Source organism: Actinomadura formosensis (genome assembly GCF_050948385.1).
Classification (GTDB): domain Bacteria; phylum Actinomycetota; class Actinomycetes; order Streptosporangiales; family Streptosporangiaceae; genus Spirillospora; species Spirillospora formosensis.
Window position 1 is genome coordinate 6,574,958 of record NZ_CP192011.1, and the last position, 12,820, is coordinate 6,587,777.

Annotated in this window: 14 protein-coding genes and 4 tRNA genes; 6 read left to right on the forward strand and 12 right to left on the reverse strand. The window is 67.8% G+C overall.

Translation table 11 applies throughout. The features are described from left to right. Window positions 1–93 precede the first annotated feature (93 nt). The 6 genes from rpmG to ACQP1N_RS30730 form a co-directional block, all read right to left on the reverse strand. Window positions 94–258: a 50S ribosomal protein L33 gene (rpmG, locus tag ACQP1N_RS30705; RefSeq protein ID WP_026404241.1), complete on the reverse strand. Its 165-nt coding sequence runs from the start codon at window positions 256–258 to the stop codon at window positions 94–96. Between the two features lie 118 nt (window positions 259–376). Further along, window positions 377–450 (reverse strand) — tRNA-Met (locus ACQP1N_RS30710). A gap of 293 nt (window positions 451–743) precedes the next feature. Further along, window positions 744–816: transfer RNA gene (locus ACQP1N_RS30715), tRNA-Thr, on the reverse strand. A gap of 113 nt (window positions 817–929) precedes the next feature. Then, window positions 930–1,670, reverse strand: a complete 741-nt coding sequence (locus ACQP1N_RS30720; RefSeq protein WP_433227809.1) for a protein phosphatase 2C domain-containing protein — start codon at window positions 1,668–1,670, stop codon at window positions 930–932. Window positions 1,671–1,763: 93 nt separating this feature from the next. Beyond that, window positions 1,764–2,822 (reverse strand): TerD family protein, encoded by a 1,059-nt coding sequence (locus ACQP1N_RS30725; RefSeq protein WP_433227810.1) that lies wholly within the window; start codon window positions 2,820–2,822, stop codon window positions 1,764–1,766. Beyond that, window positions 2,816–3,547, reverse strand: coding sequence for a MerR family transcriptional regulator (locus ACQP1N_RS30730; RefSeq protein ID WP_433227812.1), 732 nt, complete (start codon window positions 3,545–3,547; stop codon window positions 2,816–2,818). Before ACQP1N_RS30730 ends, ACQP1N_RS30725 begins: the two co-directional genes overlap by 7 nt. A gap of 637 nt (window positions 3,548–4,184) precedes the next feature. Between ACQP1N_RS30730 and ACQP1N_RS30735 the strand changes: the two genes are divergently transcribed. From ACQP1N_RS30735 to ACQP1N_RS30745, 3 genes are read left to right on the forward strand one after another with little or no spacing between them, the layout of a single operon-like run. After that, the gene (locus tag ACQP1N_RS30735; RefSeq protein ID WP_067794840.1) at window positions 4,185–4,838 is read left to right on the forward strand and encodes a class F sortase; all 654 of its coding nucleotides are present in this window, start codon (window positions 4,185–4,187) and stop codon (window positions 4,836–4,838) included. A 1-nt stretch (window position 4,839) separates the two neighbouring features. Further along, window positions 4,840–6,282: a glycosyltransferase gene (locus ACQP1N_RS30740; protein WP_433227813.1), complete on the forward strand. Its 1,443-nt coding sequence runs from the start codon at window positions 4,840–4,842 to the stop codon at window positions 6,280–6,282. Window positions 6,283–6,285: 3 nt separating this feature from the next. Continuing rightward, window positions 6,286–6,450: a hypothetical protein gene (locus ACQP1N_RS30745; RefSeq protein ID WP_157419154.1), complete on the forward strand. Its 165-nt coding sequence runs from the start codon at window positions 6,286–6,288 to the stop codon at window positions 6,448–6,450. A 38-nt stretch (window positions 6,451–6,488) separates the two neighbouring features. Here ACQP1N_RS30745 and ACQP1N_RS30750 read toward each other — a convergent pair whose 3' ends face one another. The 4 genes from ACQP1N_RS30750 to ACQP1N_RS30765 form a co-directional block, all read right to left on the reverse strand. Continuing rightward, window positions 6,489–7,214 carry a DsbA family protein gene (locus ACQP1N_RS30750; RefSeq protein ID WP_433227814.1) on the reverse strand — a complete coding sequence of 242 codons (726 nt, stop codon included), beginning with the start codon at window positions 7,212–7,214 and terminating at the stop codon, window positions 6,489–6,491. Between the two features lie 698 nt (window positions 7,215–7,912). Then, window positions 7,913–7,990, reverse strand: a tRNA-Tyr gene (locus ACQP1N_RS30755). A 52-nt stretch (window positions 7,991–8,042) separates the two neighbouring features. Next, complete coding sequence (locus tag ACQP1N_RS30760) at window positions 8,043–8,273, reverse strand: hypothetical protein (RefSeq protein WP_433227815.1); 231 nt, start codon at window positions 8,271–8,273, stop codon at window positions 8,043–8,045. A gap of 15 nt (window positions 8,274–8,288) precedes the next feature. Then, window positions 8,289–8,621 (reverse strand): DUF6247 family protein, encoded by a 333-nt coding sequence (locus tag ACQP1N_RS30765; RefSeq protein ID WP_433227816.1) that lies wholly within the window; start codon window positions 8,619–8,621, stop codon window positions 8,289–8,291. Window positions 8,622–9,075: 454 nt separating this feature from the next. Here ACQP1N_RS30765 and ACQP1N_RS30770 point away from each other — a divergent pair. The 3 genes from ACQP1N_RS30770 to ACQP1N_RS30780 all read left to right on the forward strand — a co-directional run bounded on the left by ACQP1N_RS30770 (window position 9,076) and on the right by ACQP1N_RS30780 (window position 11,194). Next, window positions 9,076–9,176 (forward strand) — tRNA-Ile (locus ACQP1N_RS30770). A 120-nt stretch (window positions 9,177–9,296) separates the two neighbouring features. Further along, window positions 9,297–10,130, forward strand: a complete 834-nt coding sequence (locus ACQP1N_RS30775; protein ID WP_433227817.1) for a hypothetical protein — start codon at window positions 9,297–9,299, stop codon at window positions 10,128–10,130. Window positions 10,131–10,327: 197 nt separating this feature from the next. After that, window positions 10,328–11,194 carry a hypothetical protein gene (locus tag ACQP1N_RS30780; protein WP_433227818.1) on the forward strand — a complete coding sequence of 289 codons (867 nt, stop codon included), beginning with the start codon at window positions 10,328–10,330 and terminating at the stop codon, window positions 11,192–11,194. Between the two features lie 170 nt (window positions 11,195–11,364). Here ACQP1N_RS30780 and ACQP1N_RS30785 read toward each other — a convergent pair whose 3' ends face one another. Beyond that, on the reverse strand, window positions 11,365–12,528 hold the full coding sequence (locus ACQP1N_RS30785) for a hypothetical protein (protein WP_433227819.1): 1,164 nt from the start codon (window positions 12,526–12,528) through the stop codon (window positions 11,365–11,367). Continuing rightward, window positions 12,515–12,742 (reverse strand): hypothetical protein, encoded by a 228-nt coding sequence (locus ACQP1N_RS30790; RefSeq protein ID WP_433227820.1) that lies wholly within the window; start codon window positions 12,740–12,742, stop codon window positions 12,515–12,517. Before ACQP1N_RS30790 ends, ACQP1N_RS30785 begins: the two co-directional genes overlap by 14 nt. Window positions 12,743–12,820: the final 78 nt, after the last annotated feature.

Below are 12,820 nucleotides of genomic sequence, written 5' to 3' on the forward strand. Positions count from 1 at the left end.
CCCGGCTCAACTGGCGGGTTTCCCGGTGCGGACGGTGGGTCCTGGCCCTGTGCCTTGAACACAGCGGGCAGTACTCCTCCGTCCGGGCCTCAGCTAGCGGGTTTCCCGGTGCGGACGGTGCGTCCTGCAGTTGGGGCAGTACTTCTTGATCTCAAGGCGGTCCGGGTCGTTGCGCCGGTTCTTCCGCGTGATGTAGTTGCGGTGCTTGCACTCCTGGCAGGCCAGCGTGATCTTCGGCCGGACGTCGGTGGCAGCCACGATGGAGTGCCTTTCTGGGTAAGGGACATGGAACTTCGGGCCGCGGCCGCCCTGGCGGGCGGCCGGCGATTCGACCCAGCCTGCTCACCTCCGGGACGGAGGTGAGAGACATGGGTAGTAGCGAGGGCCGGACTTGAACCGGCGACACAGCGATTATGAGCCGCTTGCTCTGCCTGACTGAGCTACCCCGCCGTGATGGTCGGTGTGACCGGATTACAAGGATACCGGATGCTCACCGAACCCTGGAAACGCGACAACCCGGATCGAGATCGGGGCTTCGGCTTCGCGGGCTCCACCGGACCGTCTCCGGGACATCGGGCGCGCCGATGAGCCGTGAAACGTCCTGCTGGAACCGGTGGGACGGTACCACAGGCCCCGCTATGGAGCGAATCAACTCGTTCCCGGCTCCTCGGCTCCGGCGCAGGAACCGCGGGGACGACGAAGGCCGCCGTCCGGTGATGCCGGAGGGCGGCCCGTGTGTCGTGAGCCCCTTTACGGAATCGAACCGTAGACCTTCTCCTTACCATGGAGACGCTCTGCCGACTGAGCTAAAGGGGCTTGCGTCGTTCGCGCAGTAAAACCATACACGGCCCGAGGGCATGGCGCGAACCGCATAAGGCTCTTCCGGAGTCCGGGTGCGGCGCCCGCCGGAATGCCCCGCCCGGCAGCCGTCAGAAACGTACGAAGACCGCGGTGGCGTCGTCGAACCGCTTGCCTCTCGGCCGGCCGGCCGCCGACGCCTCCACGGCCCGGGTGCGCCTGACGAGCTCCCGCGGGCCTTCCTCGTCGAGGAGGCGGAGCAGGTCGTCCCAGCCCATGTGCTCGAACCGCTCCACGAGCCGGGACGCGCCGTCGCTCAGCACCGCCGCGCGTGTGAGGCCCTCGACCGGCACCTCGCCGGTCAGCCCCTCGTACGCGGCCTCCGGTTTCGTGCTCGCCACCCAGAACCCGCCGGGGCTGTTCCGCGACCTCCGCACGCCTTCGAGGGTGTAGCTGGGCAGATGGTCGACCCGGTCGTCCCGGAACACCCTGATCTCGCCGGCGTCCATCACGATCGGGGAGTCGGCGAGGACGTACCACTCCACCGCCCCGTCGCGGCGGCGCAGCAGCGACACCGTCGCCGACGGGCTGTCCGGATTCTCCAGATCGCATGTCCCCGCGTGCGCCTCGCCCGTCACCTTGATGGCCTCGGCGACCAGGTCGGGCAGCGGCCGGCCCTCCTCCAGCGCGAGCAGCGCCGCGATCCGGCCGCCCAGTCTCCGCACCAGCCATACCGGGTCGTGCCGGCACCCGCTGTCCACCCCCGGCGGGGCCGTCGCCCCGTCCAGCAGCACGACCCATCCGGGCCCCGCCGCCACGAAGTCCTCGTTCTCCCGTCCCGGCGTCGCCTCGCTCACATAATTCACCTGCACGGATGCAGGTCTACACGGTGGACGGCCCGCCCGGGGCCGGTAGACCGAACCCGCACACGGGGCGCGCCGGGCCGCCGCCCTGCTGTATCGGCCTCAGTCCTCGACGTCGACGCCGAAGCCGCGCGCCAGCTCGGCCAGGCCGAAGTCGTGGCCCTGCCCGACCACGCGGAGCCGCCACCGCGGGCCGCGCCGGTAGATCTCGGCGAGCAGCATCGTCCGCTCGCTCGTCCCGGCGTCGAGGGTCGCCTGCGCGACCGCCCGCTCGCCGTCGTCCGGTCCGATCCCGAGTTCGACCGGGCCGAGTTCACCGAACGTCGCTCTGCCGTCGATCGCGGCCGCGACGGTCACCTTCCGGACGGCTTCGGGCAGCGCGGCCAGATCGATGGCGATCGCCTGCTCGGTGGGGCCGTCGGCGGCGAGGCGCACCGCCCCGTCCGGGGATTCGGCGGCGCCGTAGAACACGAAGTCCTCGTCGCAGGACACCTGGTCGTCCTCGTCGAGCGCGAAGGCCACCACGTCCACCTCGCAGGACGCGTGCTGAACCCAGGACGCGGCGACCGTCCACCGCGTCCCGGCCGGCAGGTCGATGGCCGCACCGCGCGGCAGCACCATCGGCGACACGCGTTCCGTCTCCGCTCTTTCCGGTGCCCTGAGCCACCGTTCTTCGTGAACGGGCACTTCCAGGGCGACGACCCGTTCCATTCGCCGGTCGTTCTCGCCGCCGTCCAAGGCGACGACGTCCGTGACGCTTGCGGACAGGTTCACGGCCGCGGCACCGCCCAGCTCGACGACCCGGCTCCGCGCGGCGGACGAAGCGGGGTGGGTTCCGCCGAGGACCAGCACGCGGCGTCCTTCCAGCGGGCCGGTCCGCCCGGACGGTCTCCCGGGCGGTCTCCCGGGCGGCGGCGCCGGCTCCTTGGCCCCGTGCGGTGTTCCCGGCCGGACGTTTTCGAGGAGGGCGAGGAACGTCCGCTCGTCGACGATCGGCACACCTTCCCGGTGGGCTCGGCGCGCCTTGGCCGTTCCGGAGCCGGGGTCGTTCGTCACAAGGAGCACCGGCCGCGGCAACGGCGCGCCCGACGCGACCAGGACGAGGACGATCAGCTCGGCGGGCACCAGCGCGAGCAGCGCGGCCCTGGCCGTCTTCAACACGACCGGTCCTTCAGGATCGCCACCAGCGACCGGAACACCTCGCGTTGCGCGGCGGACAACTCGTCCAGCCATCCGGTGTCCGCGCCGTGCTCGACCAGGAGCGCCGCCAGTTCCGGGGGCAGGTAGGCGGCGAGATCTTCGGCGAGCGCGGCGACCCGGGGATCGTCCCGCGGCGCGTCCGCGATCTCGTCCATGCGCGCGTAGAGTTCGGCGGCCCGCGCACTGGCCTCCGGCTCGGCGAGCGGACGCAGCATCTCGGCGAACCTGGCCCGCTCGGTGGGCTCGGACGCGGTGTCGACCAGCGCCGGCAGGCCCCGGTCGAGCTCGGCGAACCCCGATCCGTGCGGCAGCCCCCGCAGGACCTCCGCCATCTCCGGGGACACCGCCGAGTCGGGCCGCAGCTCCGCCTCGGCCAGCAGCGCGGCGAGCCGGGCCCGCCCCGCCTCGATCGCCTGCTGCTGCCGGGCCAGGTCCGCGTCCAGCTCGACCAGGACTTCACGCAGTTCGCGGCCCTGATCGTCGGCCAGGACGTCGCTGATCTCGGCCGGCGAAAGGCCCAGCTCGGTCAGCCTCCGTATCCGGGCGAGCAGGACCGCGTCCCGCAGCCGGTACTCGCGGTACCCGTTCGCGCGCCGTTCCGGCTCGGGCAGCAGCCCCAGGCGGTGGTAATGCCGCACTGTCCGGGACGACACCCCGACCAGTGCGGCGAGTTCACCGATCCGCATGGCCCTATTACAGACGTTGACGCAACGTCAAGGTCAACATGCGCTACACGCCCCGCCCGTCCCCCGGTCACCGTCCGTGTCCACGATCTGGAGGGACGTCTTACACGGGCCGGACGCACCATATACCACTGTCCGCGGAGAATTTCAGACAGGGAGGGCGCGCCGGTTGGCAGTCCCAGGTCGACGCGCCCGCCGCCGCCCGGCCGCAGGACTGCTGATCAGAGGTGTGAACCGGAGACGGCAGCCATCGTCCGGCTCGATTTTCGACCCGGCCAAGGTGACCACTTCCGGACAGCGATCTTTGTATCCACCGTCCGGTTTCGCCCTGTTTGATGATATTGCCGCGCGGACCGGCCGAAACCTCGGCCAGAAGTCCGATGGTTGACGTTTTCACAGGTCAGAACGTTGGACCCGGTGAGCATCCGGGGGATTTGGTCCATGACTCCGCGTAGCGGTCCGCCCCGTCGAGAGAGCCACCGGACGCTCGGCGGCACACCGCGCACCGCATCCGTCCCATGCCGCTCATCTGCGGCTTCACTCATGACAAGGGCCGATTGGTCACGTCAAGGCGTTACTGTTCCACCCGTCGCCGAGGGTTACGGCGATCACCATCGGTCGTACGTCGGGGAGTCGGTCTGTGGAACGTCGTGGTCGGCGCTCGCGCATCCTGGCGGCCGCGGCCGTCGGGCTGTCGGGCCTGGTCGGGGCGGCATTCCTCGCTTTCCACGCGTTCCGGGAGGAGCCCGCCACCGCCGGCCCGCCGATGCCGCCCGCCGCGGCGTCGGTGTCCAGCCCGGCCGTCCCCTCGACGACCCCCGCCCTGCCGCGTTCGGCGCCGCTGCGCCTGGAAGTACCGCGGATCGACGTCCGGACACCGCTGATGAAGCTGGCCCAGAACCCGGACCGGACCGTCGAGACTCCGCCGCTGAGCCGAGCCCAGGAGGCCGGCTGGTACCGGCTCGGTGCCGCGCCCGGCAGCCGGGGCGCGGCCGTGATCATCGGGCATGTGGACACGGCCGGCGGCCCGGCGGTCTTCTACCGCCTCGGCGCCCTGCGCCCGGGCGACGAGGCGAGAGTGCTCCGCGCCGACGGCCGCACCGCCGTGTTCCGGATCGACTCGGTGGAGCGCGTCGACAAGGGCCGTTTCCCGACGCGGCGGGTCTACGGCGATCCCGGCTACGCGGCGATCCGCCTGATCACCTGCGGTGGACGCTTCGACCGCGCCAGCGGCCACTACGTCGACAACGTCATCGCCTACGGGCACCTGCTGCGTACCACGGGGGCACGCTGACATGCCATCGGCCTTCGACCCCGCGGCGTTCGCCGGGGCCGCCTGCGACGTGACGCTCCCCGACCGTCCCGCCGGACACCGTTTCGCACGGCCCGAACACCCCGCATCCGCCCATGCCAAGCGTCCGATCACCACGCCCGGGACGGGGCACCTGACGTTCCAGGCGGCGAGCGGCTCACCGACGGTGACCCTGCCCGACCGGCCGGCGCACACGCTCGCACCGCCGGCCCGCCCGCATCCGGTGCCCGCCCGCCCCCGTCCCCAGGCGGCACCCGAACCTCGCCGTACCGAGCCGGCCCCGGCCCGTCCGGAGGCGGCACCCGCCCACTCCCACCGGCGGACCAAGGACAGCAAGAAGGACGACGGCAAACGCGACCTGCCGCCCACCCGCGCGGACGCGATGCGCGTCACGGTCCTGATCCCGGCGCACAACGAGGCCAAGCAGATCACCGAGACGATCGCCTCGCTGCGCCGCCAGGAGCGCCCCCCGGACCACATCGTGGTGATCGCCGACAACTGCACCGACGCCACCGCCGCGTTCGCGCAGCTGTGCGGCGTCGAGATCGTCGGGACCCGCGGCAACAAGCACAAGAAGGCCGGGGCGCTGAACCAGGTCCTCGACCGCCTCCTGCCGATCTTCGGCCCGGACGACGCCATCATGGTGATGGACGCCGACTCGGCGCTCGACCCCGGTTTCATCCGGCACGGCGTCGAGTACCTGGCCACCGGCCGCTACGCCGCGGTCGGCGGCACCTTCACCGGCAAGCCGGGCGGCGGCACGGTCGGCATGTTCCAGCGCAACGAATACGCCCGGTACGCGCGGGACGTCCGGCGCGTGCAGGGCAAGGCGCTCGTCCTGACCGGCACCGCCACCATCTTCCGCGCCGCCACCCTCCAGGAAGTGGTCGCGGCCCGCCGGGCCGAGCGCCTCCCCGGCCTCCCCCACGTCTACGACGTCCGCGTCCTGACCGAGGACAACGAGCTGACGCTCGCCATCCTCCATCTCGGCTTCCGCATCCTGTGCCCCCCGGAGTGCACGCTCACCACCGAGGTGATGCCGACCTGGCGGGAACTGGGACAGCAGAGGCTGCGCTGGAAGCGGGGCGCCCTGGAGAACCTCCTCGACTACGGCTGGACGCCGATCACCCGCCCCTACTGGGGACGGCAGCTGCTCTCCCTGATCGGCATCCTGGTGATCGTCGCCTATCTGTCCTCGCTCGCCTACTCGGCCATCTGGCTCGGCGGCATCAAGATCAGTCCGGTCTGGGCCGCCGTCACGTTGATCTTCATGCTGGAGCGCATGGTGACCGTCCGGCAGCGCGGCAAGCTGCAGATGGCCCTCGCCGGCACCATCGTCGTCGAAATGATCTTCGACGTCTTTCTCCAGATCGTCCAGGCCCGTGCCTTCTGGCAGGCCGCCTGGCGTAAAGAAAGGAAATGGTAGGTCATGTACAACACCCCACCCATCGGTGGCATCGCCGCCGGTTTCGGCGGAGCAGCCGCGGCCTCTCCCTGGCTCGGCGTGCAGGCCCTCTGGATCGGCCTGGCGCTCTTCACGCTGGTCTCCGCCGGCCTGGCCGTGAAGCGGATCCTTCCCGCCCGCAAGGGCTGACGCCCTTGGAAGGCCGGGGTCCCGCCCCCCGGCCTTCCTTAGGTGACCTTGGCGAGTTCTCGGTCCGCGGTGACGACCGGTTTCGGCGCCGCCACGGGCAGCAGCTCGGCCAGGCGGCCCAGGCCGGAGAGTCCGGGGAGCACGGCGCCGTCCGGGCGGACGACGGCCGGGACCACCGGCGTAAGGCCCTGCCACTCCGCACGCCACCGCTCGATACGGCGCTGACCGGTCACCGTCAGGGGTCCGCCGAGCACGCTGACCGTCGCGCCGAAGCGCCGCTCAGTCCCAGAGGCGACACGGCCGGCGTCCACGGCCATCACCAGGTCGGGGCCGTACCGGTGGTCCAGCGCCGACGCCTGCGGATACATCAACTCCGCGACGATGCGGCGGATCTCGTACGGGCTGCTCACGTGACGTCCGTCCACCCAGATGGCGCGGAAGATCTCCCGCCGCACCTCGTCGGCCAGACCGTCGGTCAACGCCTCGGCATATGCGGCCACGGCCGCGCCGGTGTTGCTGACCACCGGTGGCGGCGCCTCCGGCACCGCCTCGCCGGGCCGTGAAACCTCGGCGATCTCCCCCAACTCCCGGGCCCATTCACCCTGCGCGGCACCGCTGGGGGTGCCGGTGAGCGGCAGCCGCCGATCATGCTCCACGGCCCGCCACTCAATGCCGGACCCGCCTCGCCGTACGAACTCGTCCACACGCAGGCTCGCCAGGTAGGAGTAGGGGCAGTTGAAGTCCCCGTAGACGATGTAGGCCATCGCGCATCCCTCCTCAGCGACACCCGAAGCTATTTATTACAGTTTCTACCAGTCAAAAAGAAAAAACCATCCCCACCTGGTGTGACCCAGCTCTCGTCCCCGACTCGGACACGCCCAGCCGCCAACGGCCCCACCGTCCCCACGAGAGCGACCCCCAACAACCTCACGGAAGAGGCGTGGCCCTCAGCCGGGGGATTCAGTGCTCCGCTGCGGCGACCTGCCAGGCGATGCGCCGGGCACCACCGGCACGACCACGGCCAGGAGCGAGACGGCCTCGCGCACAGGGAGAGAGACGGCCTGGCAGAGCGTCCTCCACTTCCACCTGCACGTCGTTCCCCCCGCTACACCCTCCACGGACCTCATCGCTCCCTGGACCACGACCGAACTCCCCCTGAAATCCCTCCGCCCCTGGCCGATTTCACCCGCGCCAACACCACCAGCTGAACCCCACCGCCAACATCCCAGCCCCCGAAGTCGCCCGCCACGCCGGCCACGGCATTGAAGTGTTGCTTCGCGTCCACGCCAGGTGCATCGACGACCATGAGCAGACGTGGAACGGCCGCATCGACAACGGCCAGGAACGACAGAGCGCATCCACCATGTTCCGTAACTGCTCCGTGCACACCCGGGACCTGCGGGCCCCAACGAGAACGGCCCCTGACAGCGTTGTAGCTGGTCAGGGGCCGTTCTGTGTGGTGTGGCGGGTCCAGGATTCGAACCTGGGTAGGCTAAGCCGACGGATTTACAGTCCCACCGCCGAACACCCCTGACCTGCCGCTTCTCGCGCTCGTCACCGAACCTCGGCACGCATTCGGCACACCAGGGCGATCAGAGCCATGTGACCCGGATCAGACACGCTTCCCGCTGCTCCTCCAGGACGAAGTAGACGGCAAGGCCGCCGTCCCCGAACGCGAGCGTGAGCATGTTGCCTCGGGGGTTGGACCTGCCGAACGGCTGACCGCTCCACGGAGAGACCTCCAACAGAGTGACCAACTCGGCGAAGGGGCTGAGAGCCTCGTCCGGAAGGGCGGAGACCTGCTCCTCGACCTCCGGCGTCATGATGAGCCGATACAACTAGCCTCGGGCCTCACGCTCGGCGAGAACCTCGCGCACGGGTCGTCCCTTGGGAACCGTCTCTCCCGCTTGGATGCGCTCGGCCACCGCATGCATCCGCCGCCGGCCTTCGGGGTCTTTGGCCGAGTCACAGGCCGCGAGCCACCACAGGTGTACGAAGTCGTTCAGGACACCCAAGTCCAGACTGACGCGCACCTCATCAAGCACGGCCTTAAGCCCGGCATCGAACGCCTCACGGTCCTGCGGCACCACCAGAGCGGACCGGATGGCACGAAGACTCTTCTCCGGCACAGGCGTACCGCCTGCCGGGTAGTCCTGCGGCTGCGCGGTCATCACAAGCCCTCCTCCCCCGTACCTAGAGCCTACAGACCTCGGCCCGTCTCGCGCCTGGATCGGTCGGAGGGCGGTGAGGCCCAGCCCCGCGCACCAGCCTTCTAATCCGTAGCAAGATCAGGACCGCCCAGGGGTGTCCCCACGGGTCTCCTGACCAGTGCGGCAACCTCCCGCCCGTCCACACCCGTCCAAGGTCATCCGACCCCGTCGTTAGCAAGCGCGTTAGCACCCACGCCCGTCCCGGAGGGTGCGCCCGCGCGAACGGCGAGACGGTGTGACAGACAGCTTCGCGCGGGCGTGCCCTCCGGCCCGCGGGGGGCTGGGGGCCGCGAGGCCCCCGCTTCGCCCCCGCCCGACCGGCAACGCCCGTCCGACACGTGTCGCGTACGCATGCCTTCACGCATCGGCTGTATAGGCGACCAGACTGTGTTAAGGTACCCTTGTCGGCCTTGGGGGAGGCTTGCCGGAGCGGCCGATCGGGGCGGCCTGATAAGCCGTTGGATCCTGTGTCTGGAAACACAGGTCCCGTGGGTTCGAATCCCACAGTCTCCGCCAGACGCAAGTAGGGGGCGCGCATCGCGCGCCCCCTACCCTGACCTGGGCCGGAGCCTAGGATCCTGTGTCTGGAAACATCTTCAGTATGCAACCTTCGAGCTCCAGAGGCAAGCTGGGACAATGAGCCATCCTGATGAACTGGAGAAGGTAGAAGATCCTCTTCGCCTCTTCTGGCTGACAACTGACGCGATCGAGCATCATAAGAAACAGATCGATCGTCTAGCCGAGATCCGTTCTCGGTCAATAGCAGCATTGCATGCCAGCGGATATAGCTATAGGGATCTAGCGGAAGTCCTGGGCATCAGCGCACCGCGCGTTGGACAGCTGGTCAGTTCAAATGAGCCACCCATCCTCGAAATCTTGAAGTCATGGGTCTCAATCGAGCGCAATATGTCGCTGATTGCTGAAGCTTCATCAGCTGACGACGAACCTGACCTAAGCTACTCCAAAGCACTTAAAATAATCCGCCAATCTCCTCGTTTCGACGATGGGGCTCTCTCTGACTTGAAGAAACTGCGCATCCTTCGCAATCAGGTCGTCCATGGACGCTACGATGCAACTGTAGAGGATGCCGAGTTCGCGACGGACAAGACAATTTACCTTAACGCATTGTTGCACCTTGTCCTGTCGGACGTCACATCCGACAGGAGAGTGGATACCATCTCTTCTAGTCTTGTTGAGACTAGAATAGCGAGACTTGAGAGACAATGCCTTGATCTAGCCAAGAAGGAAACTGCCGCCCGAGAGAAAGAAAAGCAATTCAGAGCTGACGCAGCGAAGAAACTTTCTAGAGCAAGTTCTTCTAGACAGCAGAGTCAGCAAGCGACAGCCGCACGAGCTGCCGCCAGGCGAGACAAGGAAGCCGACGAATGGCGGAGACGGGCCGAGAAGTTTGCTTCTGACCGCATGCGAAAGGAGGCTGAACTAAAACGCGCAAAAAGTAAGCTGAGATAGTCCCGCCTTGCTTGCTGCAGCTGTCACTGACAGACCTGACCGATCGGTGACCGTGAGTCGCCCTGATGAGCATCGTCTGAAGCCTATGGGCGCTGCATCGCCGCCCTGGGCACTCAACCTCCCCCTAGCCACTCAACCTCCCCCTAGCCACTCAACCTCCATCGAATAATCAGAAGCGGCGCCTGCACTCGACTGGCATGATGGTGGTGCACCGAGTCAGACAGCTCGATCAGCTTCGGCGTGAGGGTGACATGAACCACTCCTTGACAGATCTCGCGGACGTTGTGGAGGCACTGGCCAGGGAATGCGCGGGTATCTTCGATCTAACCTACGGCGGCCAAGCTCTCGTTGAGATAGACCAGCATGATCAAAGCTATAGCGGAGGGATTGTTCAGAACCCCGTTAAGTTCTGCCAGGAAGTGGCGGGTATCTACCTCCTGGGCGCCGGAGACTACCTCTATGGAACAGCCCTGTCCGCCAATCCGCGGCACAATCTCGCCTTTTCCTCCGCCGCGCTTGCTCGCTCCGCTTATGAGTTTTCTGCCTGGTCGTGGTGGATTCAAGAGGCCAGTATTGATGCAACGGAAAGAGTTCAGCGGACTATCGGAATCGTGCGCAGTGATATCAAGCACCCTGGCAATGCTGGACAATACGGAGTTCCCGGAGAGAGATTGATTCAGGAACTCGATTCTTGGGCTAACGCTCAAGCGTTCAGAGTTCCGAGAGGAACCCGCAAGATTACCGAAGTCATCGCATTGATGAATCCGGACAACGGGCCTATGCACTACAAGTTTCTATCTGGTCTCACACATGGCCAACTCACGCCATTGCTGCGCATCTACGATCACGTACGCCGCTCGCAAACCGACCTTGAGTGTGATCAGTGGGAGCGTCTTCTCATTGCATCGGGTGCGGTGCTACAGGCGATGGAGGCAACTTGCGTGCTTCGTGGTCACGTGTTGCCGCAAACCGTGGTTCAGTTGCGAGAGTTGCTCGATCTGTTCATGTCTGAGCTCACGTCCTTCCTCGACCGTCAGTCAGGCACCTGGGAAGGCCATGGCTAGGCAGCCCTGACTCTAGGCGGACGGGCGACGCGGCGCGGCGGGACCGGACGGGACAGGCCGCATGCCCGGCGCGCCGGGGCGCGCGGCCGCCGGCGACGCGAAGCGGCGCCCTTGAAGACGTATAGAAAGTTCTCATCCGGTCGGCTTGTTGCCCCGCTGACCTGGGGTTTTTAGGTGTCTTGGCCGCCGATGGTGGGACCTGTTGGCCAGAGGGACTCTAGGTCGCTTGGGGCTAGCGGGTCTCGGTAGGCGGCCTGGAGGACGGTTGTCCTGGTGGGCTTGTTGGCGTCGGCGAGGTTGGTGAACCAGTCGATGCCGGCGGGGTAGGCCCATAGGTAGGAGCGGAGTTGGGGGTTGGCCCCTCGGTCGGTGAGGAGGTCGGCTATGGCCGCTTCCTTGATCCAAGGCATCCGGAAGCGTGCATGGTCGGCCAGTTCCGCGATGCTGGCACCCTCGTTGAGGGCTATGTGCAGCTCGGCGCGCACTAGTTGGTTGAAGTGGTCGAAGCGGGTGCGGGTGACGAGTAGCTCGTCGTCGGGGGCGATGAAGAGGGGCAGGGCCTGGGCGAGTCCTTCGAGGAGGACTTGTTGCGGGGCGTGCACCGACATCAGGCGTACCCAGGGGACGTCTTCGGCTGCGGCTCGGGCCGACCAGCTCGCGCCCTGGAGGCCGTGGCCGAGTACCTCGTGGAGGGCGAATTGGCGGGCGGCGACCTTGGTGAAGCTGGCGCGGCGCAGGTTGAGGCGCAGGCGGACCTTGTCGCCGGCGCCGTCGAGCCAGTACGCCCAGTAGGCGTCTACCTCGGCGGTCTCGATGGTGAGGTTGAACGGGGCTTGGCTGCCGGTGGCGTGGCGGACGGCTTGCTCGTAGTCGGCGGCGGCCTGGCGGATCGCGTCGGGAGCCTCGTCGGTCTCGATGGGGCCTTCGACGGCATTGAGGTCGCGGACGGTGTCGGGGCCCCACTGGATGCCTAGGGCGGCGAGTGCTTGGCGGGCCTGGTCGCCTCGGTGGGTGATGTAGCCGTCCTGCCATCCGACGGCCGGGCATCCCTGGGTCGCCTGGACGTAGTCGGTCAGGGGCCGGTGCTCGCCGAGCAGTGCGCCTAGATACGCGAGGTCGGCCGTCAGGCGGGCGGTGAGGCGGGTGGCTCCGGCTTGCCTGGCGCGGGTGTGTAGGTCGGTGAGGCGCTGGTAAACGTCTAGGCGGCTGGTGGCCGGTTCGGTGGGTGTGGTGATGGGTGCGCAATCGAAGTCGATGACGGCGACGGATCCGCGGCCGGTCTCGTAGGCGTGCCAGGCTCGTAGGGTCGATTCGATCTCGTCACGCAGGTTCACGGATCGGCTCCCAGCGCAGCGTCACGAACTGGTTCGGGCGTAGGTGGTCACGGGTCAGCGACATGACGGCGTCCTGGCCGTCGATGTCCCAAACGAGGCTATCTGTGGCGGAGTTCTCCGAGCCGTCCGGGTGTTCCTCGCTCGCGGTGCACCCGGCGAGGTCGACATGGCGTTGCCGGACGTTGATCTCGTAGCGGCGGCAGTAGCGGGGCATCGCCTCGCGCCAGTAGTGGTTCAGGTCGAACTTGCCGCCCTCGCAGATGTAGCCGACGCGCGCCCACTCCCCCGGCCG

Coding starts and splice junctions, on each gene's coding strand:
- ACQP1N_RS30780 (WP_433227818.1), top strand. CDS start 10,328: ATGATGGTGGTGCACCGAGTCAGACAGCTCGATCAGCTTCGGCGTGAG.
- ACQP1N_RS30775 (WP_433227817.1), top strand. CDS start 9,297: ATGAGCCATCCTGATGAACTGGAGAAGGTAGAAGATCCTCTTCGCCTC.
- ACQP1N_RS30750 (WP_433227814.1), bottom strand. CDS start 7,214: ATGGCCTACATCGTCTACGGGGACTTCAACTGCCCCTACTCCTACCTG.
- ACQP1N_RS30740 (WP_433227813.1), top strand. CDS start 4,840: ATGCCATCGGCCTTCGACCCCGCGGCGTTCGCCGGGGCCGCCTGCGAC.
- ACQP1N_RS30745 (WP_157419154.1), top strand. CDS start 6,286: ATGTACAACACCCCACCCATCGGTGGCATCGCCGCCGGTTTCGGCGGA.
- ACQP1N_RS30730 (WP_433227812.1), bottom strand. CDS start 3,547: ATGCGGATCGGTGAACTCGCCGCACTGGTCGGGGTGTCGTCCCGGACA.
- ACQP1N_RS30790 (WP_433227820.1), bottom strand. CDS start 12,742: ATGCCCCGCTACTGCCGCCGCTACGAGATCAACGTCCGGCAACGCCAT.
- ACQP1N_RS30765 (WP_433227816.1), bottom strand. CDS start 8,621: ATGACCGCGCAGCCGCAGGACTACCCGGCAGGCGGTACGCCTGTGCCG.
- ACQP1N_RS30760 (WP_433227815.1), bottom strand. CDS start 8,273: ATGACGCCGGAGGTCGAGGAGCAGGTCTCCGCCCTTCCGGACGAGGCT.